Below are 22,093 nucleotides of genomic sequence, written 5' to 3' on the forward strand. Positions count from 1 at the left end.
ATCACCGCACGTCGTTTTGAAAGAAAGCTCGCCAGTGCAGCTCCTGCTGACACGCTTCAGGGGTCCCTTCTTGGGGGAAGCTGGCGATGAAGTCTTTGTCGTGAGTGGGCTGGTAGGGGCCTTGCTTGAGTTCGAAGATCACGGAGTCAGGTTCAAGAGCCACCAGGGTGTGGAACTGATTCTCCGCCAGTTCGATGCCTTTGACAGGACCGGCGGCGCGCAGGATTTCTGTCTCGAGTAAAACTCCATCCTCATTCAGAACGAGCAGGCCGATGGCGCCCTGCAGCACAAGAAAGCACTCGAAGCCGGATCCCTGCTGCTCGCGACAATGGCGATGCGGTCGCACGTAGGTGCCTGGCTGCAGCACATTGAGAAATCGCTGGACCACATCCGTGTCCTGATGCAGGTTGTGGTTGCATCGCAGCCGATCACGCTGACGCGACTGCTCCGCCACTTGATTGAACAGCGATTGATCCAGACGCTTCAGATCAGCCATGGCCACTACCACCGTTCTTCTCTGAGACGACGCAAGGTGTTTCTGGGCATCATCCGGTTGTCGCGCAACGTGGGCTTACTGAGTTCCGATCGTCGAGCCCTTGGGTGAAAGCTCACCATCACCATGCCAATCAGCAACAGCAGAATCACTGCTCCTGCCCGGAGAGCCTGAAACATCAGCTGCTTGCGTCGGACGATCCCAAATCAGAACGCACCACACCCTGTTCAAGGGGCAGCAGCTCTTCATCGTCGGCCGCACGGCTGCGCACCGGGGCGTTGAAACCACGCGCTCGCGGGTTCTTCACTTCGAAAGGCCCAGGGGTGCCGGCGGGGATGGCCAGGCGAAGGGCAAAGGAATGATCGCCAGGGTCGACGTCACCGATCGAGCCGACGCGCGTACGGTTCTGCAGCACCGGTTCACCGCTTCGATCAAGAATGCGCGCGTAGACGTCTGTATCAACAATTGGATTGCGACCTGGATTGTGGACAGTGCCGCTGAGCACATAACAGCTGGCACCTTCTGGGCTGGTGATGTTGGTGCGTCGACTGAGACTGCTGGTGCTGGGCTGAGCTCCAGGGTCAGACGCGTCGCATGGCATCAAGGCCACCGCATCGAGACGCAGGTCAGCTGCCCAGGCCGGAGGAGCGACCAGAAGAAGCGCAGCGATCAGCAAGGAGGCCAGGCTTCTCACAGCGGCAACGGAGCTTGATCTTTGGACGCTATCAGGGTTTGGGCGGCCCAGTCAGCAGTGTCGCTTCACGGTCGCTAGAAGAAGTCCACAGTCCGTGCACAGCTCTTTCTCCGCATGCAGAGTCCTTCGTCGATGCGATCGGTCAATCCTGGTGGACCTGAAGGAGGCCTGGTCGCGATTGTCGCCATTGTGCTGGCGGCACTTCTGCTCTTGGGGCAGGCGCTTTTTGTGGTCCCTGCTGGTGAGGTGGCCGTGATCACCACCCTGGGAAAAGTAAGTGGGGCTCCTCGACAGCCGGGACTCAACGCCAAGCTTCCTTTGGTGCAACAAGTGTGGCCCTTCAGCATCCGCACGCAGGTCAAGCCTGAGAACTTTGCGACCCTCACCAAGGATCTGCAGGTCATTCAGGCCACAGCAACGATCAAATATGCCCTGCGCCCTGATGAAGCAGGCCGTGTCTACAGCACCATCGCCAGCAGTGATCGCGACGTTTATCCGCGCATCATTCAGCCGTCCCTGTTGAAAGCGCTCAAGTCCGTGTTTTCGCAATACGAGCTGGTGACCATCGCCTCGGAGTGGAACGACATCTCTGCGTTGGTGGCCTCCACTGTCGCCGATGAGCTGGATCAGTTCGACTACGTGAAAGTGGTTGGTCTTGATCTCACAGGCCTGGAAATCGCCGAGGAATACCGTGCCGCCATTGAGCAAAAACAGATTGCCGAGCAGCAACTGCTGAGGGCGCAGACCGAAGTGAAGATTGCTGAGCAAGAAGCGCTCCGCTACGACACGCTCAACAAGAGTCTTGATGACCAAGTGCTCTACAAGCTTTTCCTCGACAAATGGGATGGGCAGACCCAGGTGGTTCCTGGTCTGCCGGGGGTGGCTGGCGGTACGCCACCCGTGATTGTCGGCAGGCGATGACGGGCCAGATGTCGTCATGAAGCGGCGAGCCGCTACCGGGATCGCTCTCGTGTTGCTGATGGGGGTGATCACGCACTGTGCGGCTCACATGCGCGTAAGGGTTCGCCATCGCGTCCTGCCCCAGCGAGGCCCAGGTCTTTTGGGTCCACCACCAACACAGCGACTGCCAAGACAGCCATCGCGCCAACAGCGATCCCCCAGTCCACGGGGGACTCTGATTTGATTCGACAAGGTTCGGGGAAGAAAAACCGATGGAATTCCTTCTCTGCTCTCTACGGGGTTAGCCGTGGGGAACCCCCCTTTGGAGGTTCTTCATGTCCATGAAACAGCTGGAGTCATTCCTGGCCCGAGCCAACGGCAATGACGACATCCGCCGTGAAGTGGAGCGGTGCGGCGGTGACACCGCTTGCGTCGCCAAGGTTGGTTTGCGCCACGGCCACAAGTTCTCAGCAGCGAATTACACCCGCTGGCAACGAGAGCACGGATGAACCACAGGCCGCCTCCGGGTCAGGAGGCGGCCATCGTGTAACGGCACCTTCACGCAGCTCACGGCTGACCCCCTGAAGTCTCTAAAACCTGTGAGTCTTGAAATGCGAATGGTCCATGGAGAACAGTTTCAGCCGGGAATTGGCTCGTTCGCTGGCTGTGATGCTTTTGGAGATGCACGCTGAGCTCGAGGAGTTCGCTTTTCAGATGGATCGAGCACCACAAGTGATTCCCACTGGCAGCACCTTCGCGGTGGAGTCCCAGGCTCAAGCCTGATCAGGGTCGAGCGGTAGCCCTCGCCACCCCAGAGCGAGCTGTCGAGCAGCGAGGAGCCCTGGATACAGAAGATTGGCTCTTCGGGGATTCCGGAACAGGCCATGGAGCAATTGCAGCAGGGGATCACTCGGAGTCAGGTGTTGGCACAACACAGCAATGGCGTCGCTGCCATGCCAGATGCGTTCTCCTTCCATCAACACAGCTCCATTGCTGAGGTTGAAGCCTCGGCGGCGCAACATTCCTCGCAGTTCGTGGTCACTGCGTCCATCGCGGATGGTCAGATCAGGCAGCCCTCCGAGTAATTCACTGCGGCGTGCGAAATGACGGCAGAAGGGGCAGCCACCGTCGTAAACGAGTGTGATTGGCATCGCGACATCCTGGCTGCTGGAAAGCTTTTGCGTGGATGTTCTGGCCGTCTCTCAGCTTGAAGAGCCAGGCGGCGTTTCCGAACGGCTGCACCCCAAACAGTAAGTTGATCCGATCGACTTATCCGATCGCATCGGCTCGAATGGCAGACAAGGAACTCCTCAGAGAGGTAGCGCTTGAGCTCTGGGGCTCAGTCAAGAAGCTGCGTCCAGGACTGCCCAGGGAGTCACGCCTGGAACTCACGCTCAAGGCCCTGATGGTGATCGGTGATCTCCAGGATCAGGTGCAGGCCGCTGTCGTTGTGGGGGTGATCGCCGAGCAGGAACCCCCTGAAAGCGAGCCCCAGGGTCAGGATGTGACTCAAACCGCTGATTCAGGCTCAGAGGTGGAGCAAACTCCGGACGGCCGTCGTGTGGTGCGTCGTCGTTCCCGTGCTGCTGGCTGAGTTCAGGCGGATCGCGCTGCTAACAGCAGAGATTCACCACGGCGGTGAATCTCTCGGGCGAAATCGGTCCAAAGCCCTTGTCCCCAGTATCGAAAACAGCTGGTCTCCAGCAGCAGCAGATGCAGCAGCGCATCTCGGTAGAGGTCTGTCGTGGTGATCGATGGCTGTTCGGAGCGCCGCGTATCGAACACCTGATGGAAGGTTGCGCTGAGCTGTTGCATCGGCTCGAGCACGTTCTCGTATCCCCTGACCCAACTGAGGTCATTGGTCCATGAGGCTCCCTCCATGGCCAGGGACTGGTCCTGCTTTTGCAGCGCGGCAATGGCGTCGTTGAGATTGCTTGGCTTCGTTGCCGCGCCGAGATGGGTCCAGAGTTTGTGTTGATGCACGGCCTGGATTTGGGGCAACGCATCCCATGACACCTGCAAGTCGTCGAGTGCCTGCAGGTATTCACTGCCGTTGAGGGCCGCTGTGGCCACGCCTTGATCGCGGATGCGACGGTTTGCCTGTCGGAATGCATCCGGAAACTCATTCATCATCACGCCGCCGTTTTCGCCATCTGCGATCTGGGTGACCAGCGAAGGCACTTGCACGCCTCCGATGCATTGACGCTCAAGCCCAAGGGCTTCTGCGCACGGTTGCATCTGGCCAACGAGTTTGGTGTCTGATCCCTGGGTCTTGATCAGGGCGATCATGCTGACTTCGTCGCCTGTGGATGAGCGAGCCATGAGCCGATTGGGCACATAACGCTGGTGTGCGCTCAGCGTCGAGCCATCCCGTTGTTCAACGCTGTGTTCTTGAACCATTAACCACCGGTATCCCGCATCGCGCAGGGCATGGAGCAGTGCAAACAGGGTGTCGGGATGGTTGGGGAGATGCATTTCTGGCAGTGAAAAACCGCGAACGCGGCGAAGGGCATCGTTTCCGAACAGCCGGGCGAATTGGTGCTGCCAGGCCCTGATCTGCAAGCTCAGATCGGGGATGGGTGTGGATGGCGCGACGGCATGTCCCCAGAAGCTGCCGAGCCATTCCACATGCTGTTGCATTGCGTCATTACAGGCGAGAAATCGCAGAGATTGAATGATGTCTTCTCGTCCCATCTGCGCAAGCCCCCAGAGGAGATTGCCGGAGTAATCGAGCATGATTCGTGGCTCACATCCTTCCTCGATCAGTTCGGGAATCAGATCAGCCATGCGCCGATAGCAGTGCGCAAAGGCTTCAGCGTTGTGGTTATCTCCTTCGTCTGAATGATCGAACATGTATTGCAGGTGAGAGATCAACTCTCCATGAGGGCCGGCTGGCACCGTTGGCTGATGCATGTGGAGGGCGCACGCGAACGCCGAGCGCAAATGCCTTGTGTCGTGGCTCTCTGATGCCTGCCAGAAGTATTCGCGGTTCTGCATTAAGGATTGGATGGACTGTTCTCGTCCGCAGATTGATAAATAATCAGATTGTTCTGCCATGGCGGATGAGGTGTTGAGTCCTTAAATCGTGCAAATTTTGCTCATGAATAGACCCCCAGGATTCAGTGTTGGCTCTGAATCCTGGGGGTTGTTGCCAGCCAGATTGGCTGGTCTCGAATGACCGCCCCATTCCGATGAATGAAACGGCCTAGCTCGCTCGTTGATTCATTGGCTTCCTGTCTGATGCTGAGCGTGAATCCTTGGTTGAATCCGTTGCGAAGGACAGTGAATGAAGCAAAGGAAAGGGTGAGCAGAAGCGAACAATTCGGCTGTGGGCGCCTGGGGCCAGGATCCAGTGGGATCAGAACTGCATGGATCTGTGATGGTGATCCTGACTGGTGCAGTCTGGCGTTGGTTGGGGGAGCGCTGGAGCAGGGGCGAACAGTCGAAAGGCTTCTCAGGCTTGCTCAGGTGGAGTGTCAGCCGGCATGCGGTACCTCCTGTTGTCTTTATTCAGTGTTGATGCTCTGATCTGATGAGGCAATCGGTGCAATCGCGCATTGCTGTTTCACATCAGCTGGGTGATGGTGAAAATGCTGTGCTTGATGGATTCGCGGCACATCAGGCCTCTGGATTGTTGCAGGGCTTGGATGATTGAAGGCTTGGATGTGTGAGCTGGTCCCGTGCCGGTGATGGTCAGCTGTATTCCGGAGCCCAGCCGGCTTCTTGATGCCACGTTGGTGTCCACAATCTGCAGCGCCTGGTCAGGTGCTCTCCATCGGCAAGACGTTGCTGACGCAGCCGACACGCCACCAGCGTGTGGCAATGGGCATCGACGCCGTGGGTGAAGTGCTGGCATGTCATGCAGGCTTCACTCCCACGGAACGACAACAGCTCATGCTCGTCCACAAAGGTCCATTCCTCCATCCCGTCGATGCATAGTACGTTTGTACTAGCCGAGGATCGGGTTTGATGTCAAGTGCCGATGCACGAGATCCGTCTTCGTCAAGAAATGGAAAGCAAGGTTGTGAGCTACTGGGAATGATCCGAAGCTCCGTTCATGGGATTGCTTCACTGTCCGCTCTGCATGGGCCTTGCCGTTCTCTCGGCGGTTCGTTTTATGGCCCACGTCGTGCTGGCCCTGCAGCTGGAGATGCAGCGCACCCAACGAACTTCGCACCCAGCTGATCTGCTGGGCACCATTTTCGGGCTTTAGGTCTTGCTGCACTTGGCTGTTGTCTCGCCTAGAGCACTTTCGGCTTCCTTCGGGCGCACTGAAGTCAAGACGTCCTTGATGTAGTCCATCCCCCAGTCGAGTGTGTGCACCGGTAGGTCGTAGCACTCGGCAAACAGTCGACGTCGAGCGCTTTCCAGGCGTTCGTGGCCGATCGCTTCGAGATTGGCTCTGGAGGCCCGGAAAAATTCGCTGCGATTTGCGCTGTCGTTGCGTTTGATCCCGTTCACATAAAGCGTTCGGATCTCAATGAGAAGCTCCTGCGTGGTGCTGTCGAAGCGAAGAGTTTGTTGTCCTAGGGGGATTTCCATGCCTTTGATGCAACGCATCGAGAACCGCATTGCCCTGCGGGTGTCCTCGGCATTGAGCGCATCGGCATGGCCCTCCCGAAAGAGGAGCTGGATCATCCCGTTGCTGCACTCCAACACCCGGAGGATGGCCAGTTTGTCCAGTTCGGCAGTCGGGATTTGGCGAAGCAGCTCCGGCCAGCGGCCCTCGCTCATCGCTCCGACACCACCCACGCCGTGGCTGCGCGTTGTCGCAGGTACAAATCAGCGAGTTCACGAGCCAGGGACTGGAGCTCGTGCACATCGGTGGTGGAATCGATCATCCGCTTGAGCGACTCGGATTCGAACTGCTGAGAGAGGTTCAGCTGCATGGCACAGCAATTTAGTTTGCGTATCTTAAAAAAACTTCATGGCTTGTCGTGTCGGCTTGGTTGTTGGGGTTTTCGGTCATTCGGCGTCGGATTCGCGGTTGGCGCGTCAGGCCGACAGGATGTAACAAGTTCGTTACAAAGAGTCATGACGTTGGGGGAACTCTTTTTGAAAAGCCTGTCGAGTGGCGTGATCACGCAGGGTGAGGTCGACTGGCTGGCGTCTCATCAGCATGAGTTTTCACGCCACGAAGAGGCCGCGGCGATTCGTCTGGGTCGGTTGATGGATGAGGGGGTGGTGAATCTCGGGTGTCGGGTGACGCCTCAATGGCTTCATCACCGCGACGTGCTGGAGCACTGGATTGAGCCGCTTGGTCGCCGCCGCCACGCTGTTCAGAGCTGATTCAATCCTGATTCCGCTGCCGAACCCATTGCTGATGCGTGCGAACGCGTTTGCGTTTTGGGTTGTCCGATTCAGGCTCGGATGCATTTCATGAATCAGTGAAATGATGGGCAAGGTGGGTGCTGTGGTCGGAGTTTTGCCATGGGCGTCGACTCTGTTGTTGGTTCGGTGGTCGGCAGGCCTGACTGTGCCCTATTGCTTCCTTCCATGAAACGTTCTCGGTGGGCCCTGAGCGCTCTGATCGTTGCGATCGGGATGTGGTCATCTGGGTCCGTTGATGCTGCTCAGACGCGATCGAATGCAGCAACGACATCTGCCGACGGCATCGCGTCGAACACGCTCAGCCTTCAGATCGGCAGCGATATTGAGGTGATTGGTGATACGCGCAATCGCTTCGCGACGCGACGTTCGTTGATTGCGGGTTTGTCGGTGAATCAGGCCATGGCACGCCTTGCTGAATCGTTTGTCGGCAGCCCTTATCTCGCCATGTCTCTTGATGTTGATGGTGCTGAAAAGCTGCGTCTCGATCTCACGCAATTTGATTGCATGTTGTTTGTTGAGCAGCTTCTGGCTTTGGCATGGTCGCAGTCTTTTGATCAGTTCTCTGCGCGCACGCAGAGCTTGCGCTATCGCGATGGCGATGTTTCCTATTGCAATCGTTGGCATTATTTCCAAGACTGGGTGGATTCAGCTGTCAAGCAGGGAATGCTGGAGGCTGATTTCGCGTTAGAAGGAGAGGTTTCGCGATCATTGTCCTTGAATTTCATGTCATCCAATCGCGCTCTTTATCCCAAGTTGCGATCGAATGTTTTGTTCGATTGCATCAACGCTCTGGAAAACTCCCATCGGGTTCAGCAGCGGTTCATTCCACTAAGAGCAATTGAATCCGTTCTCCCCAGTCTTCAATCCGGTGATCTGTTCGCGATCGCAACCCGTGTGGAGGGCCTCGATGTCAGTCACACCGGTGTGTTGGTCAGGTCAGGTTCAAGAATGGATGCCATCCATGCTGCCCCAGGCGAGGGAGTGATGCGTTCCCCTGGGTTGGCCCGCTACCTGCGTTCGGTCCCCGACGCCATTGGTGTGGTGATTGTGAGACCCACAGCCTCGGCAATCGGCACCCAGCATTCAGACAACGTTTGAGGTGAGTGATGCTCGCCTTGCCGTCTTCGTTCTGAGATGGAGCTGGGGCCTCGGTCGAGAAGGTGCTGCACAGTCTCACGCCGAAAGCCACTGCAATGACACCTTGCGTTGCCGTGGTCCATCCAGTTCCACCAGCAGCACGTCCTGATACTGGCCCAGTTGCAACTCTCCATTGCAGACATTCACGGTCACTTGGTTGCCCAGCAGCAAAGCCTGCAAGTGCGCATGGGCATTGCGTGGCTCATCGTCAGGGATGCCTGGGCGAAGATGCAGGTCGTCATGCTTCCAGTCATCGCCCGGAGGAGCCATCCGGCTGAGCCACCGTTTCAGGTCCATCAGCAGCCGTTCCTCCAGTTCGTTGATGATCACGGCAGTGGTGGTGTGCTGGCCTGACACGACCACAGCGCCATCGCGCTCACCATGCACTTGCACGAATTGACGCAGCGCTGCAGTAAGTGGCAGATACTGAAAAGGTGCCTCGGTGCTGAGGCTGAGGAGCTGGGAGGTCATTCCGTCATGCTGGCCTCTGGTCTGAATGATTGCTCCAGGAAATCCCACATGGCTCTACTTCCCCGCTGACATTGGAGGATGTGGAGCTACAGCCTGGTCATAGCAACGGTCGGTAGTGATGTCTGTATCTAATAAAAAAGCCCGCTAAGAGTGCGGGCGATGGTGCTAGGTATCGGAGGCTGATTGATGGGATTATTGGCGTGATTGAAGTAATTAAAAACCCCTGTCAATGCAAGGGCTTTGAGGGCGTAGGCTCAACAACCACCCCAATCATTAACAATTGACATTCGCCTTTGTTGGGTTTGAAAAGTGACAAATTACGGCCGACCTCCGAATGCAACGTCCACCTGCTGCACCTTCCAGCTCCTCATCTGACACTTCTCCCGTTGTCGATTGCATTGATTGAATATCTTCCGCAGTAATTGCAAACCCTGCGTCATTGGCGATTTCAAGAGCAGCTTCAGGTGAGGCTGCTGCATTGAGCTTTTCCTGAAGGCTGGTATCGCCTTTGACCTTCTCTAGAAAGGCTTTGAGTTGCTCTTCTGACATAGGAGGGCGTGGAGCTACAGGCTGGTCATAGCAAGGGATAGCTGCAGTGACTTTGGCTAATATTTACTGCGCTCAATCGTGCCAGGTCTAGGAGGCAGGTGAGTGGGCTTTTGGGTGTAATTGCAGAAATAAGTCGCGTCAATGTAGGAGTGTTAAGTGTGTAGACTGGTCCACAGCTAGCCTAATTGTTCACTGACACATAGAGTCACCAAACCAACACCATCTATCCCGTTGTGCATCATTACCAGCGGCTGCACTTTCCAGTTCTTCATCTGAAATTTCTGATTGAGCTTTCTTCAAGTCATTAGCAGAGATGCTAAAGCCAGCCTCTGTCACAATCGCAAGAACTGCGACTGAAACCCGGCCCTCATCGGATGGCCCGCTCCAATGTCTTGAAAGCCTTTAAGTCGGTGCCGGGAGCTAATCCGCTGCCCGGCAAACGGACCCTACGTAGTTGCTGAGCTAACGCCAAGAGCTTGGGCACTGTCCGTAGTGCTCATCCACTCGCCTGCTGTTAAAAGGGGCTACGCATGTTGTTGCGTGGATTGTGCGCAGTTTCTGCGCTGCGCGTATTTGCCAGCGTATAGATGTCGTCACGGATCCTTTAATTCCTGTCCCTTACTAGGTTTTCGAGTATGGCTCTCATCCCCCGCTGGCAATACATGACAGAGGAGAGCAAGGCGTTGGTGAAGCGTGGTGTGGTGAGCCTGCTGGTGCTGCTCGTAGCCGTCTTGGTGTTGCGAGCTTTGTTGCCTTGGGTGCTGGTGGCACTGATTGTCTGGTTTGTGTGGTCGTGGGCGCGTCGGCGTTGATTGCCACCGCTTGCCGCTCTAGGTGGCCTTGGCCACTCTGTGGCGAGAGGTTGGCGACAGCATGGTCTCGGATCAGGATCAGGCGCTGATGCGTGAAGCGATCCGTCTGATGCGGGACGCTGGCGTGGTGCACAAGACAGGTGGGCCCTTCGGTGCTGTGATCGCCAAGGACGGACAGATCGTGGCCGCAGCTGGAAATAGCGTTGTGAGGGATCTCGACCCCAGTGCTCATGCTGAGGTCAACGCCATTCGGGCGGCTTGTCAAACGCTGGGGACCTGGGACCTCAGTGGTTGTGTGTTGTACACAAGTTGTGAGTGTTGTCCGATGTGTTACGCAACGGCGTATTGGGCTGGCATCCGTACTGTTTTCTATGCCGCGGCTTGGTCGGATTACAGCGATTTGTTCTCCGATCAGGAGATCAATGAGGACATGCAACGGGCCAAAGACAAGCGCGAAATCAAGCTCACGCAGATTCTTCAGGGTGAGGCGTTTGACGTCTGGAAGGAATTTCGTTTGCTCCCTGATGGGGCTCGCTACTGAAGGCGATGGCTTTCTCGAATGACTCGGAATGGCTCGATTCGGGTGATTTCGTTTACACCATCCACAGTGTGATTCCTGTTGAGAAAAAGCAATCTTTTGAGCTCTTGCAGCATCAAATGAATGAGGCGGCCTGTGGTTTTGATGGATACTGCGGACAGTCGATCTCATTTCAGGACAAAGACGATGGACAGCATGTGCTGGCCACGACACGGATCGTTTTTCAAACCCTCAATCAATGTTTGCATTGGTTGGACAGCCCAGAGCGGCGGCGTTTGCTGCACCAGGCCGAAACTCTGATGGATTACCGCTATTACGGGACGCTTGAGGCGGATTCTTTTGATCAGTGGATTCAGGCGAGACAGCTTGAAAAGGTGCCAGTCTGGAAGGTGAATCTGCTGGTCTGGCTGGCCCTCTATCCGTCAGTCATGGTGTTGATCTTGCTGGGCAATTCAACCCTTGCGACACTCCCGCTGCCGTTGAATATGTTGGTCAGCAATTTCATCACCGTGCAGCTGACTGGGCATTTTCTAGTGCCTCGGCTCAGTCGTCTGTATGAGAACTGGTTGCACACGTCTTCAACGCGCTTCACCTGGTTAGGCATTACATCTGTTCTGCTGGTGCAGCTGTTTTTGTTGACGCTGTTTTCGCAATGGCCGGGAATGCCTTGGGATGCCTCAGACCTCAGCCCCCATGGGTTTGTGCTGAGCGTTGTTCAATGCGTGTGTTCATGGAATCTCGGCTGATCACCACCTCGTCAGACCATGGAGAGAGTTGGTTGACGTGGGATGCATCGACGTCAACCTCTGCCGAGAAGAGCCATGAGCACCTGCGCGAGCATGTCGGGTTCTGACAGCATCACATCGTGACCAGCTTCAAGGATGCGCGTGGTGCCCCCCAACCGCGCCGCATACAACAGGTTGCTCTCCAGCCCTAGGGCCTGGTCGTCCCTGCAGGCGAGGTAATGCCTGGGGCAAGTGAGGGTGGACAGGTCGAATGGGCTCTCTTCCAGGTACACGCCTAGAGGCTGGGGTGTCAGTTGGGCGTGATAAGCAGCGGCTTGGCTCTCATTCAGGTCGTTGAAAAACAGCTTGCGTGTGACGTCCGCATGCAGGGAGATACTTTGATCGTCTGATGCCTCCGCAAGTTCGAAGTAGCTCGGACGACGGCTCTCCGGAATACGGTCGATGGCTCGTTCTCCGGGCTTGAGCACCAGTGCGGCCACCATGACCAGCTGATCGAGAGCGATCGGCGCTGTTGCCATGGCTTCAGCGATGCCGATGCCGGCCAGTGAATGGCCGACGAGAACTGGGGGTTGAGGTCCGCACCGCTCCAGTTGATCGCGGATTGCTTCGCCGTAAGCCTGCAAGGTCACTTGATCGCGCGGCGTTGGATCTTGCCCATGTCCTGGCAGATCGAAACTCACCGCTTGATGACCTTCACGCCGGAGTACTTCAGCACAAGCGTCCCAGCACCAACTGCCATGAGATCCACCATGCACGAGTAAGAACACAGCCATGGACTCTCAGGTCAAACGTTGCATGAAAATTCTGATGTGATCGGTTGGGATCAGCTCGTCAGTGATGCATCTGAGAGGTCAATGAAACCATTCAGAAAAGGCATCACTCCCCCTGTGATCCTCACGCGCTCGCCAGCGAGTTGGCAGTGAAGGGATCCACGCCGCTTCGACAGTTGCCGAGCATCAAGGGTGCTGCGTCCCAATCGCTCAGCCCAGTAGGGAATGAGGCTGCAGTGGGCTGATCCGGTCACGGGGTCTTCATCAATCCCAATCCCCGGTGCGAAAAATCGGCTGACAAAATCCACTTCATGGCCCTGAGCCGTCACGATCAACCCCCGACCGGGCAGTGATGCCACAACTCCAAGGTCTGGTGTCAGCCCCTGAACCGTTGATTCATCGGCGACAACAGCGATCAGGTCTTCTCCAAGCAGGCAGGCCAATGGGGTGACCCCCAGAGCGTTGCGTATCCCTTCCGGTGGATCGCAGGGCTTGGCGCGTTGGATTGGAAAGTTGAGCGTAAGACCTTCACCCTGACGCTCAACGACCAGTTCTCCGCTGTTGGAATCGAACTGAATCTGATCAGATTCATGGTCTTGCTGAAACAGCACGTAGGCGGCGCCGAGCGTGGCGTGACCGCAGAGATCCACTTCGCAGCTGGGAGTGAACCAACGAATCCTGTAGCACCCGTCAGCTTCCACCACAAAGGCTGTTTCAGAGAGGTTGATTTCCGCTGCGATCGCTTGCATCAGTGCGTCGGGTAGCCAGGCATCCAACATGCAGATGGCAGCCGGATTGCCTTCAAATGGGGCATTAGCAAAGGCAGCCACCTGCTGGATGGGAATGGCCTGGTTCATGACGTCTGCTTGCTTTGACGGCGTTCCACCTGTGTGAACACGAGCCAGGCCAGGGTGGCCAATCCACCTCCGGCCCAGTCATTGCGCAGCAGTTCCACGAGAGCAACCGTGCTCGCTGCAATGCGAAGACCGCGTAACAACAGCTGTTTGAGCGAGGGTGCTGAAGGTGTGTTCTGATCCATCCAACTGATGGCTCTTTGAGCCTTCTTTAAAACACTGGATCCTCCTTGCCTCCACCCGAGAGGATGGTTGTTTTCACCTGACGCATTCATGTCAACGTTTCTAGTCACCGGCTCTAACCGGGGGATCGGTTTCGAGTTTTGTCGACAACTGCAGCGGCGCGGGGATCAGGTGATCGCTGTGTGCCGTGAGCCCTCAGACGAGCTTCAGGCACTACCTGTACGCATTGAAGCCGGTTTGGATCAAACGTCTCGGGATGCACCCGATCAACTGGCTCGCAGGCTTGAAGGAACGGTGTTGGATGGTGTGATCCTCAATGCCGGAATTCTGGAGACCATCGCTTTCGATCAGCTGGATCCTGATGCCATTCGCCGCCAGTTCGAGGTGAATGCTTTGGCTCCGCTGATGTTGGCTCAAGCTCTATCTGAATTGATGCCGGCAGGTTCCAAGTTGTCGCTCATGAGTAGCCGGATGGCGTCGATGGATGACAACACGTCTGGTGGTTCCTATGGCTATCGGATGTCGAAAGCAGCTCTGAATAGTGCAGCAAAATCACTGGCCTTTGACCTGAAACCGCGTGGCATTGCTGTAGCAATTCTGCATCCTGGATTGGTTCGAACACGCATGATCCGCTTTAATCCCAACGGAATTTCTCCAGAGACCGCTGTTCGAGGACTGCTGCAAAGAATCGATGCGCTTTCCTTGGAAACGTCAGGAACATTTTGGCATGCCAATGGTGAGATTCTTCCCTGGTGACCCGGCTAAAAGCATCAAACGAGACCGACGATTTTTATCTCTTCTGGACTCATTGAAGACCTGTTTGGTTCAGGAGCTGATCGGCAATTCCTTCCGCATCTTGAGGCCAAATAGCTGTTTCACGATACAACGTTGATAGACGTGTATTGTAATTCTGAATCGAAAGTATTTTTGAGGTAATTGCGTCTTGATATTGTTGAGCTAACTGATTAAGTGCTGTGATATCAGTGAGACCTGCATTCATTCGGGCCACTGCTGCAATATATGCAATTTTAGACGAATCAGCTGCTGCTTTCGCAGTCATGAACTCAAGCGTTGCAGAATCAAGAGCATTGATTGTCGTTCTCACGGTTTCAGTGGCACGATTACGAATCGATTCTGCTTCAAATTCAAACGCTTTGGATTGATTAAAGTCAAAGGATGCATTGGCATCATTGACGCCACCCTGATAAAACGTCCATCGAAATCCAATCAACGCGGAAATATCATAGTTCGAATCTCTAGACCAAACGCTGGTTGTTGTGTAGCTATCTCCATTGATTCCTGCCCCAGAGCTCTCTAATTCAACGTCTTGATTGCTGTTGAGCGAGCTCTCACTCCCTAGATAATTTGCGTTGGCAGATAAATATAGCTTCGGAAGCGTACTATTTAATTGTGAAATGCCACTCCATTTTGATCCTTCGGAGAGTTCAACTGCTTGAAGGACTCGATCATTATTTAGCCTTGCCAATGCTATTGATTCATCGAGACCAAATGGCCAGTCTGCTTGAAATTTGCTTTCTCCTTTGGTGATAATAAAGGTTTCTTCGGGGAGTGAAACGAGTCTAGCCAGTGTGCTAGAAAACTCATAATAGGATTGGATAGACTGAATCAGTCGTGAGAGAGTGTTGTAATACGCTGCATAACTTTGGCCCAAATCCTGAAGGCTGACACGACCTGCATCGAATCTGGCTCTTTGGACTTCAGCGGAGAGCTTCTGCGATTTAGCAATGATCGTGTACGAGGTAATGAGATCTTTTTGGGCTAATAATTGGTAGTATGTCGTTTGTATTTGACTGACGAGGTCTCGAGAAAACAAATAAAATCCATAGCGTTGAGCGGAGTAAGACGCTGAAGCTGAATTGATGGTGGGTTGCCGGCTAAAGTCAAGAAATTGCCAAGTCACCTCCGCTTGAACCCGACTCGTTGCTCGGGAGTTGGTTGTGTCTGTCGTTCGACTCCTTCGAATGGTTCCAAGCGGATTCGATTGAGATGGATCAGTCTCCTCTCGACGGTCGTTGAATGATTCGCCTCCATTGATGGTGAAGCTTTCGCTGGAAATGGAAGCAGTTGGATTCCAGGATCTGGTCGCTGCGGTCAGTCGATCTCGGCTGGATTCCAGATCACTCAGTTGTTGTTTGATTTCTGGGTTATTCGCAAATGCAAAATCGATGCACTCCTTCAGCGTGAATGACCTCGCATCTGGATAGTTTGTGCTCTTATTTAGAAAATTTTCGACTTGTTGCCAGTGTTGGGTAGAAATTGTCTGTAAAAGCTCTTTTTTAAAGAATCCTTCTGGTGCATCACTCAGTTGATCTAGGTTTATGGATAAATCATACGCATGAGAAGTAGACGCAAGTGGGACCAAACAAAGTGCCGCTATCGAAGCTTTGAAGGCCATCTTGATCGATAACATGGTAAAGAAAAGGTTTCGTCTCATTGGATTAATCCACCTCTGTTCTTTGTGAGCGGTATTTTTGCATCACCTCCTTCATATAATTGGAGTTTACAAGGCTGTTTTCGAAAGATCCTTCGAATTCGATTTTACCCTTTTGAAGAACAATAATGTGATCGCAGCTTTGGATTGCTGTGATCCTGTGTGCAACGACGATGCGACTGACGCCAATACTTTTCAAGTTTTCGACGATAACGCGTTGGGAATAATTATCAAGCGCCGATGTCGATTCGTCTTCTAATAAAACCTTGGGTTCGCGTAAGAGAGCACGGGCAATGCCTAGGCGCTGCCTCTGGCCTCCAGAAATATTACCAGCACCCTCGGACAAGATTGTCTCTAATTTCATGGGCAAAGCATTTATTTCTTCTGATAGATTAACAAGCTCAAGTGTTCTCCAGATTGTTTCATTTGATTCGCCCAAACCAGATGTTAAAGCATCTTTGATTGATGAAACTGGAAGAACAGTTGTTTGAAGGATTGTTCCCATCTGTGACCTGAGATGCTTGATATCAAGTTCTGATAATTCGTGCCCATCGATAAAGATTGATCCAGATTGAATTGGATAAAAACCTAAGATGATAAGGATAATTGTTGACTTACCACATCCGCTGGGGCCAAATAAAACATTAAATTGATTAGGGTAAAGCGTGAAACTTACTTTGTCTAAAATTATATTGTCAGACCCTGGATAAGAAAATGTGACATCTTTAAATTGAATAAGACCGTTAAGAGTGATTTGCTTTTTAATGGTATTCAAACCCTCTTCTTGTTTTTGATGAATTAGCGGCATAGCCCGCTTGAAATCGACCCAACCTTGACCCAACACCGTATTAAATAGATCAACAAGCTGTGTAAACTTCGTTGAAAAACTAGAAAAGGCGCTCGAAAAAATAATAAAAGTGGACGCCTGTAATCCGAGTTCGTTGATATCACTTGAATTGAGTAACCGGTAAATTAAAACTGCGTAAATCAAAGACAAGCCAAAATTATTTAAAAAGCTCGATATGATTGAATTGTAGCTAGAAAGAAGATTGACATTAAAGCGAAGAGAAGTGAAAGAGAATATTGATTTACTCCATCGTTCGATAATTGATCGTTCACTCCCAGAGGTTCTAATTTGTGCAATATTATTCAATGATTGCAATGTCTCATCATAGAAATTAGCTTCTTCTTCAACGAAGCTTTTTTCGTAAACAATTTGACGTCTGAAAATACCAGTTTGTATGCCTGCAATGGTGATGATCAATCCAATCGCAAAAATACTAAGTTGCCAATCATAATTAATCATCAATCCCATGAAGCCAATCAAAGATATGATATTGATGATTGTCGATAGCGCTGATGATGATAATGACCTAAGTAGGCTGTTGACTGAAGTAACACGCGATGATAAGTCGCCAATCTTATACTGATCTAAAAACGAGATGGGATAGGAAAGAATTCTTTGGTAGATTGGAATCTGAATCCTGAGACTTAATTTTTGTGTAAATCGAAGTAAAAAGAACGACTGAAGCCATGTCATCAACGATGAATAGAGAGCAATCACAACAGTGATTATGAACGTTGAAATGATCCAACCGATGTTTCCGCTTGGAACAACGTCTCCTACCACTCTGGATGTGATGATTGGTGAGAGAAGTGATAGCCCTGTGACGAAAACTGAGATTAAAGCAGCGAATATAAAATCTCTTTTGACAGCAGGGAATGAAAATTTGAGGAGTTCCCAAAAAGTATCGAGATTTTCGGGAAAGATTGGGAAAATTTCGTAAACAGTTTGATCATCTTCTTGCTCAAACTTTTTTCCGTTAATGTAGGTATTTAGTGTCGTATCGAAGATCTTTGTTTTTGATCCAATTTCATGGATAATAACGAGTGAGCCATTTTTTTTATTGATAGTAACGAGAGGAATCTGTTCATATTTACCGTAGTCAAGACTAATGTTTGAAGGGCGATAATAGAACCCATTAGACTCTAATAAATCTTCAAGAGTGTTACGCGACTGGATTATTTGCTGTTGGTCAAGACCGAATAACTCCCTGAGTTTATTAATTAAGTTGTATGCTTCATCTTCGATAGTGCTCTTATTGAACGACTCATGATCCTTTTGAGTTGACACATCCAGGCTAAGCAATGACTGAATTGCTTTTGATGATGCTTGGATCTCATTGAAATTATTATTTGCCATCATAGTGCTCAATCTTCCTGATCGATGAGTTGTTTGAAAAGTGAATTATCAACTTTCATCAACTCGTTGGGGTGACCAGATTCTTTGATGTATCCTTTGTCTAAAACAACAACCTGATCAGACAGCTTTGCAGTAAGAAGTCTGTGTGCGACTGCAATCACGGTCAAATTTAAGTTCTTGATGTTTTGTATAACCATTCGCTCAGTTGGCACGTCTAATGCACTTGTAGCCTCATCAAGAAAAAGTATATTGGGTGCGGTTAGTAACGCTCTAGTAATTGAGAGACGTTGTAATTGTCCGCCACTTAAACCGTTGCCATTATCGCCCAAATATTGAGAGTATCCTTGAGGCATATTCATCACAACGTCGTCAAAACAAGCGATTTTTGCTATTTCCCTGACATGATCAAGATCGTAGTTATCGTTATACATGGTTAAATTGTCATAGATTGTTCCGCGGAATATGTTGGTTTCTTGCGAAACATAAGCGAACGACCGCCGAATTGTCTCATCGTCATATTCCATCCAGTCATGATCACCGTAGAGAATCTGCCCTTTAGAAGGTTGATAGAGACCAACCAAATTTTTGATGAGGGTCGATTTCCCCGACCCACTTGGGCCAATGATACTAATTAACTCTCCATCCTTTATTCTTATATTGATGTCAGTTAAAACATTTGGAGACAAGGGTGAAAATGTCTGATCTACGTTAATGACGCTAATTGATTTTGGCTTGTTAATTTTAAGTTGAGTTTGCTTGTTATCAGATTCGAAATTAAGCTTCGAATCAACTAATTGTGATTTGTACTGATCAAGGGATCGCACCTTGGGGTCATTTTCAACCAATCTTAAGTCTTGAAGTCTTCCAAGCTCAGCTTCAGCTTGCTGGAGTTGATCCAAAAGATTTGAAACGCTGAGTAGAGGGCCTGTGATTTCGTTGCGTAAAACTTGGAAAGCCATAAATCCAGCCAAATTCATGCTTCCCTGCATCACCAAAAAACCTGAGAAAGCAATCGTTCCGTAGTTATAAAGTGTATTTGATAAATCTGTGAGAAAGTCAAAGGAATTCATTTTGCTCTGAACCTCTTGGCTTTTCTCTAAAATGGGACTATAAAAATCTTGATACGTCGATAAATATCTGTTTTCAAGTCCCGATGCTTTGATCGTTCTTGTATCACTCAGCATTCTCACTGTGATGCCATAGACTTTGCCTAATTCAACCTGAATTGATCGATTTGAATCAATTAACATACTGGCAGCAATCGATGCTAGTGTAATGTTAACCAGTACATAAATTAGAGATATGACCGTCAATTGCCATGAGATTAAAAGTAAAAAAGGGATGATTAAAGCAGCTCCGATCAGGCCCAGGACGAATATTAGGAACTGATTGATCAATGTGTTGGCAATGTTCTCAGACAGTTTAAGTCTGCTTGCGATGTCACCAATGAATCGACTCGTGTAAAATTGATAGTCGACTGATAATATTTTGAAGGATATTTCGACAGATAATCGTCTTTGAATGGAGAGAGCAAGTCGTCGGACGACATTCAATTGAACACTAGTCAGAGACGCTGCCAGAATGACCATCAACAATGACAACCACATAATGGGAAGCCCAAGTTCATACCTTTGGTCCCCTAAAAATGATTGAACAAATGCACCCGATAATCCAGGTGTTGCAAGTGATGTCACGAGCAGCGCAGTGGATATCAATAAGAGAAAATAAATCGAAACTTGATAGCCTCCTATAATCGGCAGAAAGTTGAGAATTTCCCGCTCGGGCCGCCCTGATTTCTCGAAAGTATCTTGCTTGTTAAACTGTAAGAGTAAACCTGAAAATTTATTGCTCAGCTCCGTTTCACTGACTTTGTATTTACCTCCACCAGGATCAGCAATGCGTAAAAACTTTCCATTCGTACTTTCAAAGACGACAAAATGGTTGTAATTCCACCAAGCAATGCAGGGAAAATCTACTTTTCCATCTAGGATTTCTCTTGGTCTTTGTTTGCCTACTTTTACATTGAGGCCGTAGTGAATTGCAGCTTTCTTGAGGTTTAACATATTGCTACCATCTCGACTGACTCCGCATTGATAACGAAGATCCGATAATGGCAAATACTTACCAAAATATTGGAGAATCATTGATAATGATGCTGCTCCGCATTCAACCATCTCGTATTGAAGAACGAGTGGAACTTTCCTTCGGAAGAATGCTGGTATTAGAGTTTTTTTCATGGCTGATTAAGTTCTAAACGGATTAACTTATCCGGAGGTGCGATCCCGATTATTTCTCTGAGTGCTGGTATCAGCATTTGGATTGGCGTGCTGACTCTGGTCGTGATTTGGGTGGAGAGTAAAAACCCTTCTCTTGGAGAGATCGGAGGGTTACTTCTGTTATTCCAAACATATCGACCACTTTTGTCGCGCACGATTGAATTGGTCTCACCGTCGAGGATCGGTACCGATGCTGTTGTGCTCGCTTCCTTGCGTAGTTTTGTGAGATCTCTCGTTTTTAATCTCACATTCACCTGGTAAACACTTCCCTGTGGGCTAACCACAGTCGCCAGGCCTTGAGAATTCAACCTCGAAGCCAGTGTTGCTGTGGTGAAAGGGATTGATTCAAGTGAGTCTATTTGACCTTTGATTCCACCGATTTCGGCTGAACTAAAGCCCAAAGGCGTCAAAATGACTTCTTGGCCAATGTCCACCTGAGTTGCAGCACGCTGATCGATAAAGACAGGGATTACGGATGGCTCTGAAACATTTGACCAACTGACGGTCATAATTTCTGAACCAGGTTGAACAAAGTCCCATTGACTTGATGTAAATGATTGAACATAGGCAGCATCAAATGCAAATACTACAGAATCTCTCAGGAATTGAGATAATGAATCGATTAGATTTGATTGATTATTCTTAATTTCAAGCTCTAGACGTTGCAAATTTGATGACAAGTCAGAGACTGCAATTCTCGATTGCGTTGTTTCGGCAAGGGCTTGATTCAGCTCGAGTTGAGATACGAAACCCTCTTTTACGAGTGGTCCGAGTGGTTGTATCAGCGCGTTCTGTGACTCCTCAACTTTTTTACTGAGCGCTAAAGACTCTTGATTGATTTTGATTAGATTTTGGTAATTTGAAATCGACCTCTTAAGGCTGAGGAGATTGTTTTGAAGTTCTTGCCTTGCAGACGGTTGGTCGATGATTGCAACAATATCGCCTTCGTTCATTTTGACAGTGTAGTTGCCACCTGTTTCAAGCCCACCACTGAATAAGCTCATTGGCATACGGCTTGTTTGGAGTTGATTCAAATAGTCGAGGATCTGTTCGGTCAATACAACTGATTCTTCAAATGTTGTGGTTTTGCTGTTGGTGTTAAATGCGTAGGCTCTTTGGGACCAACTTGGAATCATATATTCAACTTCTTTGGTCTGTTTGTTTTGTGTAAACGGGAGAAGGATCCTCCCTGCTGATTGAGACTGATAAGTGAAAAGACCGTCAACTGGGGCGAGAACGCCAAGTCCATTGACCTGCACTGGGATTGGTGCTGTGAAACCCCAAACTGCAGTTATCCCTGCTAACCCTATAAAAATTCCTCCAGCAATGACATTGGGAGAATTGAGAACAGCAGTTGTCGAAATCTTCCTAGGCACTTTATTTTGCAGCTTGTTATCCATGCGGAAGACTAATTTGCGCTTGGCTGCAAAGCCATATTTTTTATTTTAGCAGAGAATTTTGTGCCTGCAAGCTTGCTTGCTCTCCTTTTTCTTTGCCGCCATTGGTTGTTGTCTCATTCATTAAGGTTGAATTTCTTGCTTGTTTTGTATTGCTGACTTTTGGCGCCTTGTTTTTAGTTGTTGCTTTCCGGAGGCACAGGCTTTGATAAGTTTGTTTTCATTCTCTAGAGATTCACTGCAACCCTGAATTTTTAATCTTTTTGGGATAGATATTATAGTATCCA

At 50.8% G+C, this 22,093-nt stretch carries 29 protein-coding genes; 11 read left to right on the forward strand and 18 right to left on the reverse strand.

Translation table 11 applies throughout. From position 1 onward, the window contains the following. Position 1: 1 nt before the first annotated feature. From SynA1825c_RS06075 to SynA1825c_RS06085, 3 genes are read right to left on the reverse strand one after another with little or no spacing between them, the layout of a single operon-like run. The gene (locus SynA1825c_RS06075; RefSeq protein WP_186470735.1) at positions 2-496 is read right to left on the reverse strand and encodes a WbuC family cupin fold metalloprotein; all 495 of its coding nucleotides are present in this window, start codon (positions 494-496) and stop codon (positions 2-4) included. Positions 497-501: 5 nt separating this feature from the next. After that, positions 502-672 (reverse strand): hypothetical protein, encoded by a 171-nt coding sequence (locus SynA1825c_RS06080; protein WP_186470736.1) that lies wholly within the window; start codon positions 670-672, stop codon positions 502-504. Continuing rightward, on the reverse strand, positions 672-1,169 hold the full coding sequence (locus SynA1825c_RS06085) for a hypothetical protein (protein WP_255478469.1): 498 nt from the start codon (positions 1,167-1,169) through the stop codon (positions 672-674). The genes SynA1825c_RS06080 and SynA1825c_RS06085 overlap by 1 nt, the downstream gene beginning before the upstream one ends. Positions 1,170-1,301: 132 nt before the next feature. Here SynA1825c_RS06085 and SynA1825c_RS06090 point away from each other — a divergent pair, with 132 nt between their 5' ends. From SynA1825c_RS06090 to SynA1825c_RS06100, 3 genes are all read left to right on the forward strand, one after another. Then, a complete protein-coding gene (locus tag SynA1825c_RS06090) occupies positions 1,302-2,108 on the forward strand; it encodes a prohibitin family protein (RefSeq protein ID WP_186470738.1) in 807 nt (268 codons plus the stop codon). A gap of 320 nt (positions 2,109-2,428) precedes the next feature. Continuing rightward, the gene (locus SynA1825c_RS06095) at positions 2,429-2,596 is read left to right on the forward strand and encodes a hypothetical protein (RefSeq protein ID WP_370523194.1); all 168 of its coding nucleotides are present in this window, start codon (positions 2,429-2,431) and stop codon (positions 2,594-2,596) included. Between the two features lie 115 nt (positions 2,597-2,711). Beyond that, positions 2,712-2,870 (forward strand): hypothetical protein, encoded by a 159-nt coding sequence (locus tag SynA1825c_RS06100; RefSeq protein ID WP_186470740.1) that lies wholly within the window; start codon positions 2,712-2,714, stop codon positions 2,868-2,870. Here SynA1825c_RS06100 and SynA1825c_RS06105 read toward each other — a convergent pair. Then, a complete protein-coding gene (locus SynA1825c_RS06105) occupies positions 2,861-3,238 on the reverse strand; it encodes a DCC1-like thiol-disulfide oxidoreductase family protein (protein ID WP_186470741.1) in 378 nt (125 codons plus the stop codon). The genes SynA1825c_RS06100 and SynA1825c_RS06105 overlap by 10 nt on opposite strands. A 140-nt stretch (positions 3,239-3,378) precedes the next feature. Between SynA1825c_RS06105 and SynA1825c_RS06110 the strand changes: the two genes are divergently transcribed. Continuing rightward, on the forward strand, positions 3,379-3,681 hold the full coding sequence (locus tag SynA1825c_RS06110) for a TIGR03894 family protein (protein ID WP_186470742.1): 303 nt from the start codon (positions 3,379-3,381) through the stop codon (positions 3,679-3,681). Positions 3,682-3,683: 2 nt separating this feature from the next. On the opposite strand, the gene SynA1825c_RS06115 is transcribed toward SynA1825c_RS06110, so the two are convergent. Both SynA1825c_RS06115 and SynA1825c_RS13520 read right to left on the reverse strand, forming a co-directional pair. After that, positions 3,684-5,144: a glycosyl hydrolase family 57 gene (locus SynA1825c_RS06115; RefSeq protein ID WP_186470743.1), complete on the reverse strand. Its 1,461-nt coding sequence runs from the start codon at positions 5,142-5,144 to the stop codon at positions 3,684-3,686. Positions 5,145-5,780: 636 nt separating this feature from the next. Then, positions 5,781-6,011, reverse strand: coding sequence for a hypothetical protein (locus SynA1825c_RS13520; protein ID WP_186501435.1), 231 nt, complete (start codon positions 6,009-6,011; stop codon positions 5,781-5,783). Between the two features lie 133 nt (positions 6,012-6,144). Here SynA1825c_RS13520 and SynA1825c_RS06125 point away from each other — a divergent pair, with 133 nt between their 5' ends. After that, a complete protein-coding gene (locus SynA1825c_RS06125; RefSeq protein ID WP_186470745.1) occupies positions 6,145-6,300 on the forward strand; it encodes a hypothetical protein in 156 nt (51 codons plus the stop codon). On the opposite strand, the gene SynA1825c_RS06130 is transcribed toward SynA1825c_RS06125, so the two are convergent. Beyond that, a complete protein-coding gene (locus tag SynA1825c_RS06130) occupies positions 6,297-6,821 on the reverse strand; it encodes a hypothetical protein (protein ID WP_186470746.1) in 525 nt (174 codons plus the stop codon). The two genes, SynA1825c_RS06125 and SynA1825c_RS06130, sit on opposite strands and share 4 nt — an antisense overlap. Further along, positions 6,818-6,976, reverse strand: a complete 159-nt coding sequence (locus SynA1825c_RS06135; protein ID WP_186470747.1) for a hypothetical protein — start codon at positions 6,974-6,976, stop codon at positions 6,818-6,820. Before SynA1825c_RS06135 ends, SynA1825c_RS06130 begins: the two co-directional genes overlap by 4 nt. A 145-nt stretch (positions 6,977-7,121) precedes the next feature. Between SynA1825c_RS06135 and SynA1825c_RS06140 the strand changes: the two genes are divergently transcribed. Then, on the forward strand, positions 7,122-7,376 hold the full coding sequence (locus tag SynA1825c_RS06140; RefSeq protein ID WP_186470748.1) for a hypothetical protein: 255 nt from the start codon (positions 7,122-7,124) through the stop codon (positions 7,374-7,376). 207 nt (positions 7,377-7,583) lie between these two features. Further along, the gene (locus SynA1825c_RS06145; RefSeq protein ID WP_186470749.1) at positions 7,584-8,516 is read left to right on the forward strand and encodes an N-acetylmuramoyl-L-alanine amidase-like domain-containing protein; all 933 of its coding nucleotides are present in this window, start codon (positions 7,584-7,586) and stop codon (positions 8,514-8,516) included. A 75-nt stretch (positions 8,517-8,591) separates the two neighbouring features. Here the strand turns inward: SynA1825c_RS06145 and SynA1825c_RS06150 are convergent, their stop codons facing one another. The 3 genes from SynA1825c_RS06150 to SynA1825c_RS06160 all read right to left on the reverse strand — a co-directional run bounded on the left by SynA1825c_RS06150 (position 8,592) and on the right by SynA1825c_RS06160 (position 9,914). Beyond that, positions 8,592-9,026 carry a secondary thiamine-phosphate synthase enzyme YjbQ gene (locus SynA1825c_RS06150; protein ID WP_186470750.1) on the reverse strand — a complete coding sequence of 145 codons (435 nt, stop codon included), beginning with the start codon at positions 9,024-9,026 and terminating at the stop codon, positions 8,592-8,594. A gap of 273 nt (positions 9,027-9,299) precedes the next feature. Next, complete coding sequence (locus SynA1825c_RS06155; RefSeq protein ID WP_186470751.1) at positions 9,300-9,575, reverse strand: Nif11-like leader peptide family natural product precursor; 276 nt, start codon at positions 9,573-9,575, stop codon at positions 9,300-9,302. Between the two features lie 189 nt (positions 9,576-9,764). Beyond that, the gene (locus tag SynA1825c_RS06160; RefSeq protein WP_370593801.1) at positions 9,765-9,914 is read right to left on the reverse strand and encodes a Nif11-like leader peptide family RiPP precursor; all 150 of its coding nucleotides are present in this window, start codon (positions 9,912-9,914) and stop codon (positions 9,765-9,767) included. Positions 9,915-10,237: 323 nt separating this feature from the next. Here SynA1825c_RS06160 and SynA1825c_RS06165 point away from each other — a divergent pair, with 323 nt between their 5' ends. The 3 genes from SynA1825c_RS06165 to SynA1825c_RS06175 are packed head-to-tail and all read left to right on the forward strand — an operon-like array spanning position 10,238 to position 11,671. Then, positions 10,238-10,387 carry a hypothetical protein gene (locus SynA1825c_RS06165; protein WP_222930040.1) on the forward strand — a complete coding sequence of 50 codons (150 nt, stop codon included), beginning with the start codon at positions 10,238-10,240 and terminating at the stop codon, positions 10,385-10,387. 22 nt (positions 10,388-10,409) lie between these two features. Continuing rightward, complete coding sequence (locus SynA1825c_RS06170; RefSeq protein WP_255477097.1) at positions 10,410-10,928, forward strand: nucleoside deaminase; 519 nt, start codon at positions 10,410-10,412, stop codon at positions 10,926-10,928. A 5-nt stretch (positions 10,929-10,933) separates the two neighbouring features. Beyond that, positions 10,934-11,671, forward strand: a complete 738-nt coding sequence (locus SynA1825c_RS06175) for a hypothetical protein (RefSeq protein ID WP_186470753.1) — start codon at positions 10,934-10,936, stop codon at positions 11,669-11,671. A 53-nt stretch (positions 11,672-11,724) separates the two neighbouring features. Here the strand turns inward: SynA1825c_RS06175 and SynA1825c_RS06180 are convergent, their stop codons facing one another. Genes SynA1825c_RS06180 through SynA1825c_RS06190 form a run of 3 tightly spaced genes read right to left on the reverse strand, consistent with a single transcriptional unit; the run spans position 11,725 to position 13,480 of the window. Beyond that, on the reverse strand, positions 11,725-12,444 hold the full coding sequence (locus tag SynA1825c_RS06180) for an alpha/beta fold hydrolase (RefSeq protein WP_186470754.1): 720 nt from the start codon (positions 12,442-12,444) through the stop codon (positions 11,725-11,727). Between the two features lie 50 nt (positions 12,445-12,494). Then, positions 12,495-13,298 (reverse strand): PhzF family phenazine biosynthesis protein, encoded by an 804-nt coding sequence (locus tag SynA1825c_RS06185; protein ID WP_186470755.1) that lies wholly within the window; start codon positions 13,296-13,298, stop codon positions 12,495-12,497. Further along, on the reverse strand, positions 13,295-13,480 hold the full coding sequence (locus tag SynA1825c_RS06190) for a hypothetical protein (protein WP_186470756.1): 186 nt from the start codon (positions 13,478-13,480) through the stop codon (positions 13,295-13,297). Before SynA1825c_RS06190 ends, SynA1825c_RS06185 begins: the two co-directional genes overlap by 4 nt. Positions 13,481-13,568: 88 nt before the next feature. Here SynA1825c_RS06190 and SynA1825c_RS06195 point away from each other — a divergent pair, with 88 nt between their 5' ends. Beyond that, the gene (locus SynA1825c_RS06195) at positions 13,569-14,234 is read left to right on the forward strand and encodes an SDR family oxidoreductase (protein ID WP_186470757.1); all 666 of its coding nucleotides are present in this window, start codon (positions 13,569-13,571) and stop codon (positions 14,232-14,234) included. Between the two features lie 49 nt (positions 14,235-14,283). On the opposite strand, the gene SynA1825c_RS06200 is transcribed toward SynA1825c_RS06195, so the two are convergent. From SynA1825c_RS06200 to SynA1825c_RS06215, 4 genes are read right to left on the reverse strand one after another with little or no spacing between them, the layout of a single operon-like run. After that, on the reverse strand, positions 14,284-15,894 hold the full coding sequence (locus SynA1825c_RS06200; protein ID WP_186470758.1) for a TolC family protein: 1,611 nt from the start codon (positions 15,892-15,894) through the stop codon (positions 14,284-14,286). Between the two features lie 43 nt (positions 15,895-15,937). Beyond that, a complete protein-coding gene (locus tag SynA1825c_RS06205) occupies positions 15,938-18,133 on the reverse strand; it encodes a peptidase domain-containing ABC transporter (RefSeq protein WP_186470759.1) in 2,196 nt (731 codons plus the stop codon). A gap of 8 nt (positions 18,134-18,141) precedes the next feature. Further along, positions 18,142-20,370 carry a peptidase domain-containing ABC transporter gene (locus SynA1825c_RS06210; RefSeq protein WP_255478470.1) on the reverse strand — a complete coding sequence of 743 codons (2,229 nt, stop codon included), beginning with the start codon at positions 20,368-20,370 and terminating at the stop codon, positions 18,142-18,144. Next, positions 20,367-21,809, reverse strand: a complete 1,443-nt coding sequence (locus SynA1825c_RS06215) for a hypothetical protein (RefSeq protein WP_186470761.1) — start codon at positions 21,807-21,809, stop codon at positions 20,367-20,369. Before SynA1825c_RS06215 ends, SynA1825c_RS06210 begins: the two co-directional genes overlap by 4 nt. Between the last annotated feature and the right edge of the window lie 284 nt (positions 21,810-22,093).

This window comes from Synechococcus sp. A18-25c (assembly GCF_014280035.1).
GTDB lineage: Bacteria > Cyanobacteriota > Cyanobacteriia > PCC-6307 > Cyanobiaceae > Synechococcus_C.

What these genes read in the sequence shown, in the direction of transcription:
- SynA1825c_RS06075 (WP_186470735.1), bottom strand. Translation starts at nt 496, where the DNA reads ATGGCTGATCTGAAGCGTCTGGATCAATCGCTGTTCAATCAAGTGGCG.
- SynA1825c_RS06080 (WP_186470736.1), bottom strand. Translation starts at nt 672, where the DNA reads ATGTTTCAGGCTCTCCGGGCAGGAGCAGTGATTCTGCTGTTGCTGATT.
- SynA1825c_RS06090 (WP_186470738.1), top strand. Translation starts at nt 1,302, where the DNA reads ATGCAGAGTCCTTCGTCGATGCGATCGGTCAATCCTGGTGGACCTGAA.
- SynA1825c_RS06095 (WP_370523194.1), top strand. Translation starts at nt 2,429, where the DNA reads ATGAAACAGCTGGAGTCATTCCTGGCCCGAGCCAACGGCAATGACGAC.
- SynA1825c_RS06100 (WP_186470740.1), top strand. Translation starts at nt 2,712, where the DNA reads ATGGAGAACAGTTTCAGCCGGGAATTGGCTCGTTCGCTGGCTGTGATG.
- SynA1825c_RS06105 (WP_186470741.1), bottom strand. Translation starts at nt 3,238, where the DNA reads ATGCCAATCACACTCGTTTACGACGGTGGCTGCCCCTTCTGCCGTCAT.
- SynA1825c_RS06110 (WP_186470742.1), top strand. Translation starts at nt 3,379, where the DNA reads ATGGCAGACAAGGAACTCCTCAGAGAGGTAGCGCTTGAGCTCTGGGGC.
- SynA1825c_RS06115 (WP_186470743.1), bottom strand. Translation starts at nt 5,144, where the DNA reads ATGGCAGAACAATCTGATTATTTATCAATCTGCGGACGAGAACAGTCC.
- SynA1825c_RS13520 (WP_186501435.1), bottom strand. Translation starts at nt 6,011, where the DNA reads ATGGAGGAATGGACCTTTGTGGACGAGCATGAGCTGTTGTCGTTCCGT.
- SynA1825c_RS06125 (WP_186470745.1), top strand. Translation starts at nt 6,145, where the DNA reads ATGGGATTGCTTCACTGTCCGCTCTGCATGGGCCTTGCCGTTCTCTCG.
- SynA1825c_RS06130 (WP_186470746.1), bottom strand. Translation starts at nt 6,821, where the DNA reads ATGAGCGAGGGCCGCTGGCCGGAGCTGCTTCGCCAAATCCCGACTGCC.
- SynA1825c_RS06135 (WP_186470747.1), bottom strand. Translation starts at nt 6,976, where the DNA reads ATGCAGCTGAACCTCTCTCAGCAGTTCGAATCCGAGTCGCTCAAGCGG.
- SynA1825c_RS06140 (WP_186470748.1), top strand. Translation starts at nt 7,122, where the DNA reads ATGACGTTGGGGGAACTCTTTTTGAAAAGCCTGTCGAGTGGCGTGATC.
- SynA1825c_RS06145 (WP_186470749.1), top strand. Translation starts at nt 7,584, where the DNA reads ATGAAACGTTCTCGGTGGGCCCTGAGCGCTCTGATCGTTGCGATCGGG.
- SynA1825c_RS06150 (WP_186470750.1), bottom strand. Translation starts at nt 9,026, where the DNA reads ATGACCTCCCAGCTCCTCAGCCTCAGCACCGAGGCACCTTTTCAGTAT.
- SynA1825c_RS06155 (WP_186470751.1), bottom strand. Translation starts at nt 9,575, where the DNA reads ATGTCAGAAGAGCAACTCAAAGCCTTTCTAGAGAAGGTCAAAGGCGAT.
- SynA1825c_RS06165 (WP_222930040.1), top strand. Translation starts at nt 10,238, where the DNA reads ATGACAGAGGAGAGCAAGGCGTTGGTGAAGCGTGGTGTGGTGAGCCTG.
- SynA1825c_RS06175 (WP_186470753.1), top strand. Translation starts at nt 10,934, where the DNA reads ATGGCTTTCTCGAATGACTCGGAATGGCTCGATTCGGGTGATTTCGTT.
- SynA1825c_RS06180 (WP_186470754.1), bottom strand. Translation starts at nt 12,444, where the DNA reads ATGGCTGTGTTCTTACTCGTGCATGGTGGATCTCATGGCAGTTGGTGC.
- SynA1825c_RS06185 (WP_186470755.1), bottom strand. Translation starts at nt 13,298, where the DNA reads ATGAACCAGGCCATTCCCATCCAGCAGGTGGCTGCCTTTGCTAATGCC.
- SynA1825c_RS06190 (WP_186470756.1), bottom strand. Translation starts at nt 13,480, where the DNA reads ATGGATCAGAACACACCTTCAGCACCCTCGCTCAAACAGCTGTTGTTA.
- SynA1825c_RS06195 (WP_186470757.1), top strand. Translation starts at nt 13,569, where the DNA reads ATGTCAACGTTTCTAGTCACCGGCTCTAACCGGGGGATCGGTTTCGAG.
- SynA1825c_RS06200 (WP_186470758.1), bottom strand. Translation starts at nt 15,894, where the DNA reads ATGGCCTTCAAAGCTTCGATAGCGGCACTTTGTTTGGTCCCACTTGCG.
- SynA1825c_RS06205 (WP_186470759.1), bottom strand. Translation starts at nt 18,133, where the DNA reads ATGGCAAATAATAATTTCAATGAGATCCAAGCATCATCAAAAGCAATT.
- SynA1825c_RS06210 (WP_255478470.1), bottom strand. Translation starts at nt 20,370, where the DNA reads ATGAAAAAAACTCTAATACCAGCATTCTTCCGAAGGAAAGTTCCACTC.
- SynA1825c_RS06215 (WP_186470761.1), bottom strand. Translation starts at nt 21,809, where the DNA reads ATGGATAACAAGCTGCAAAATAAAGTGCCTAGGAAGATTTCGACAACT.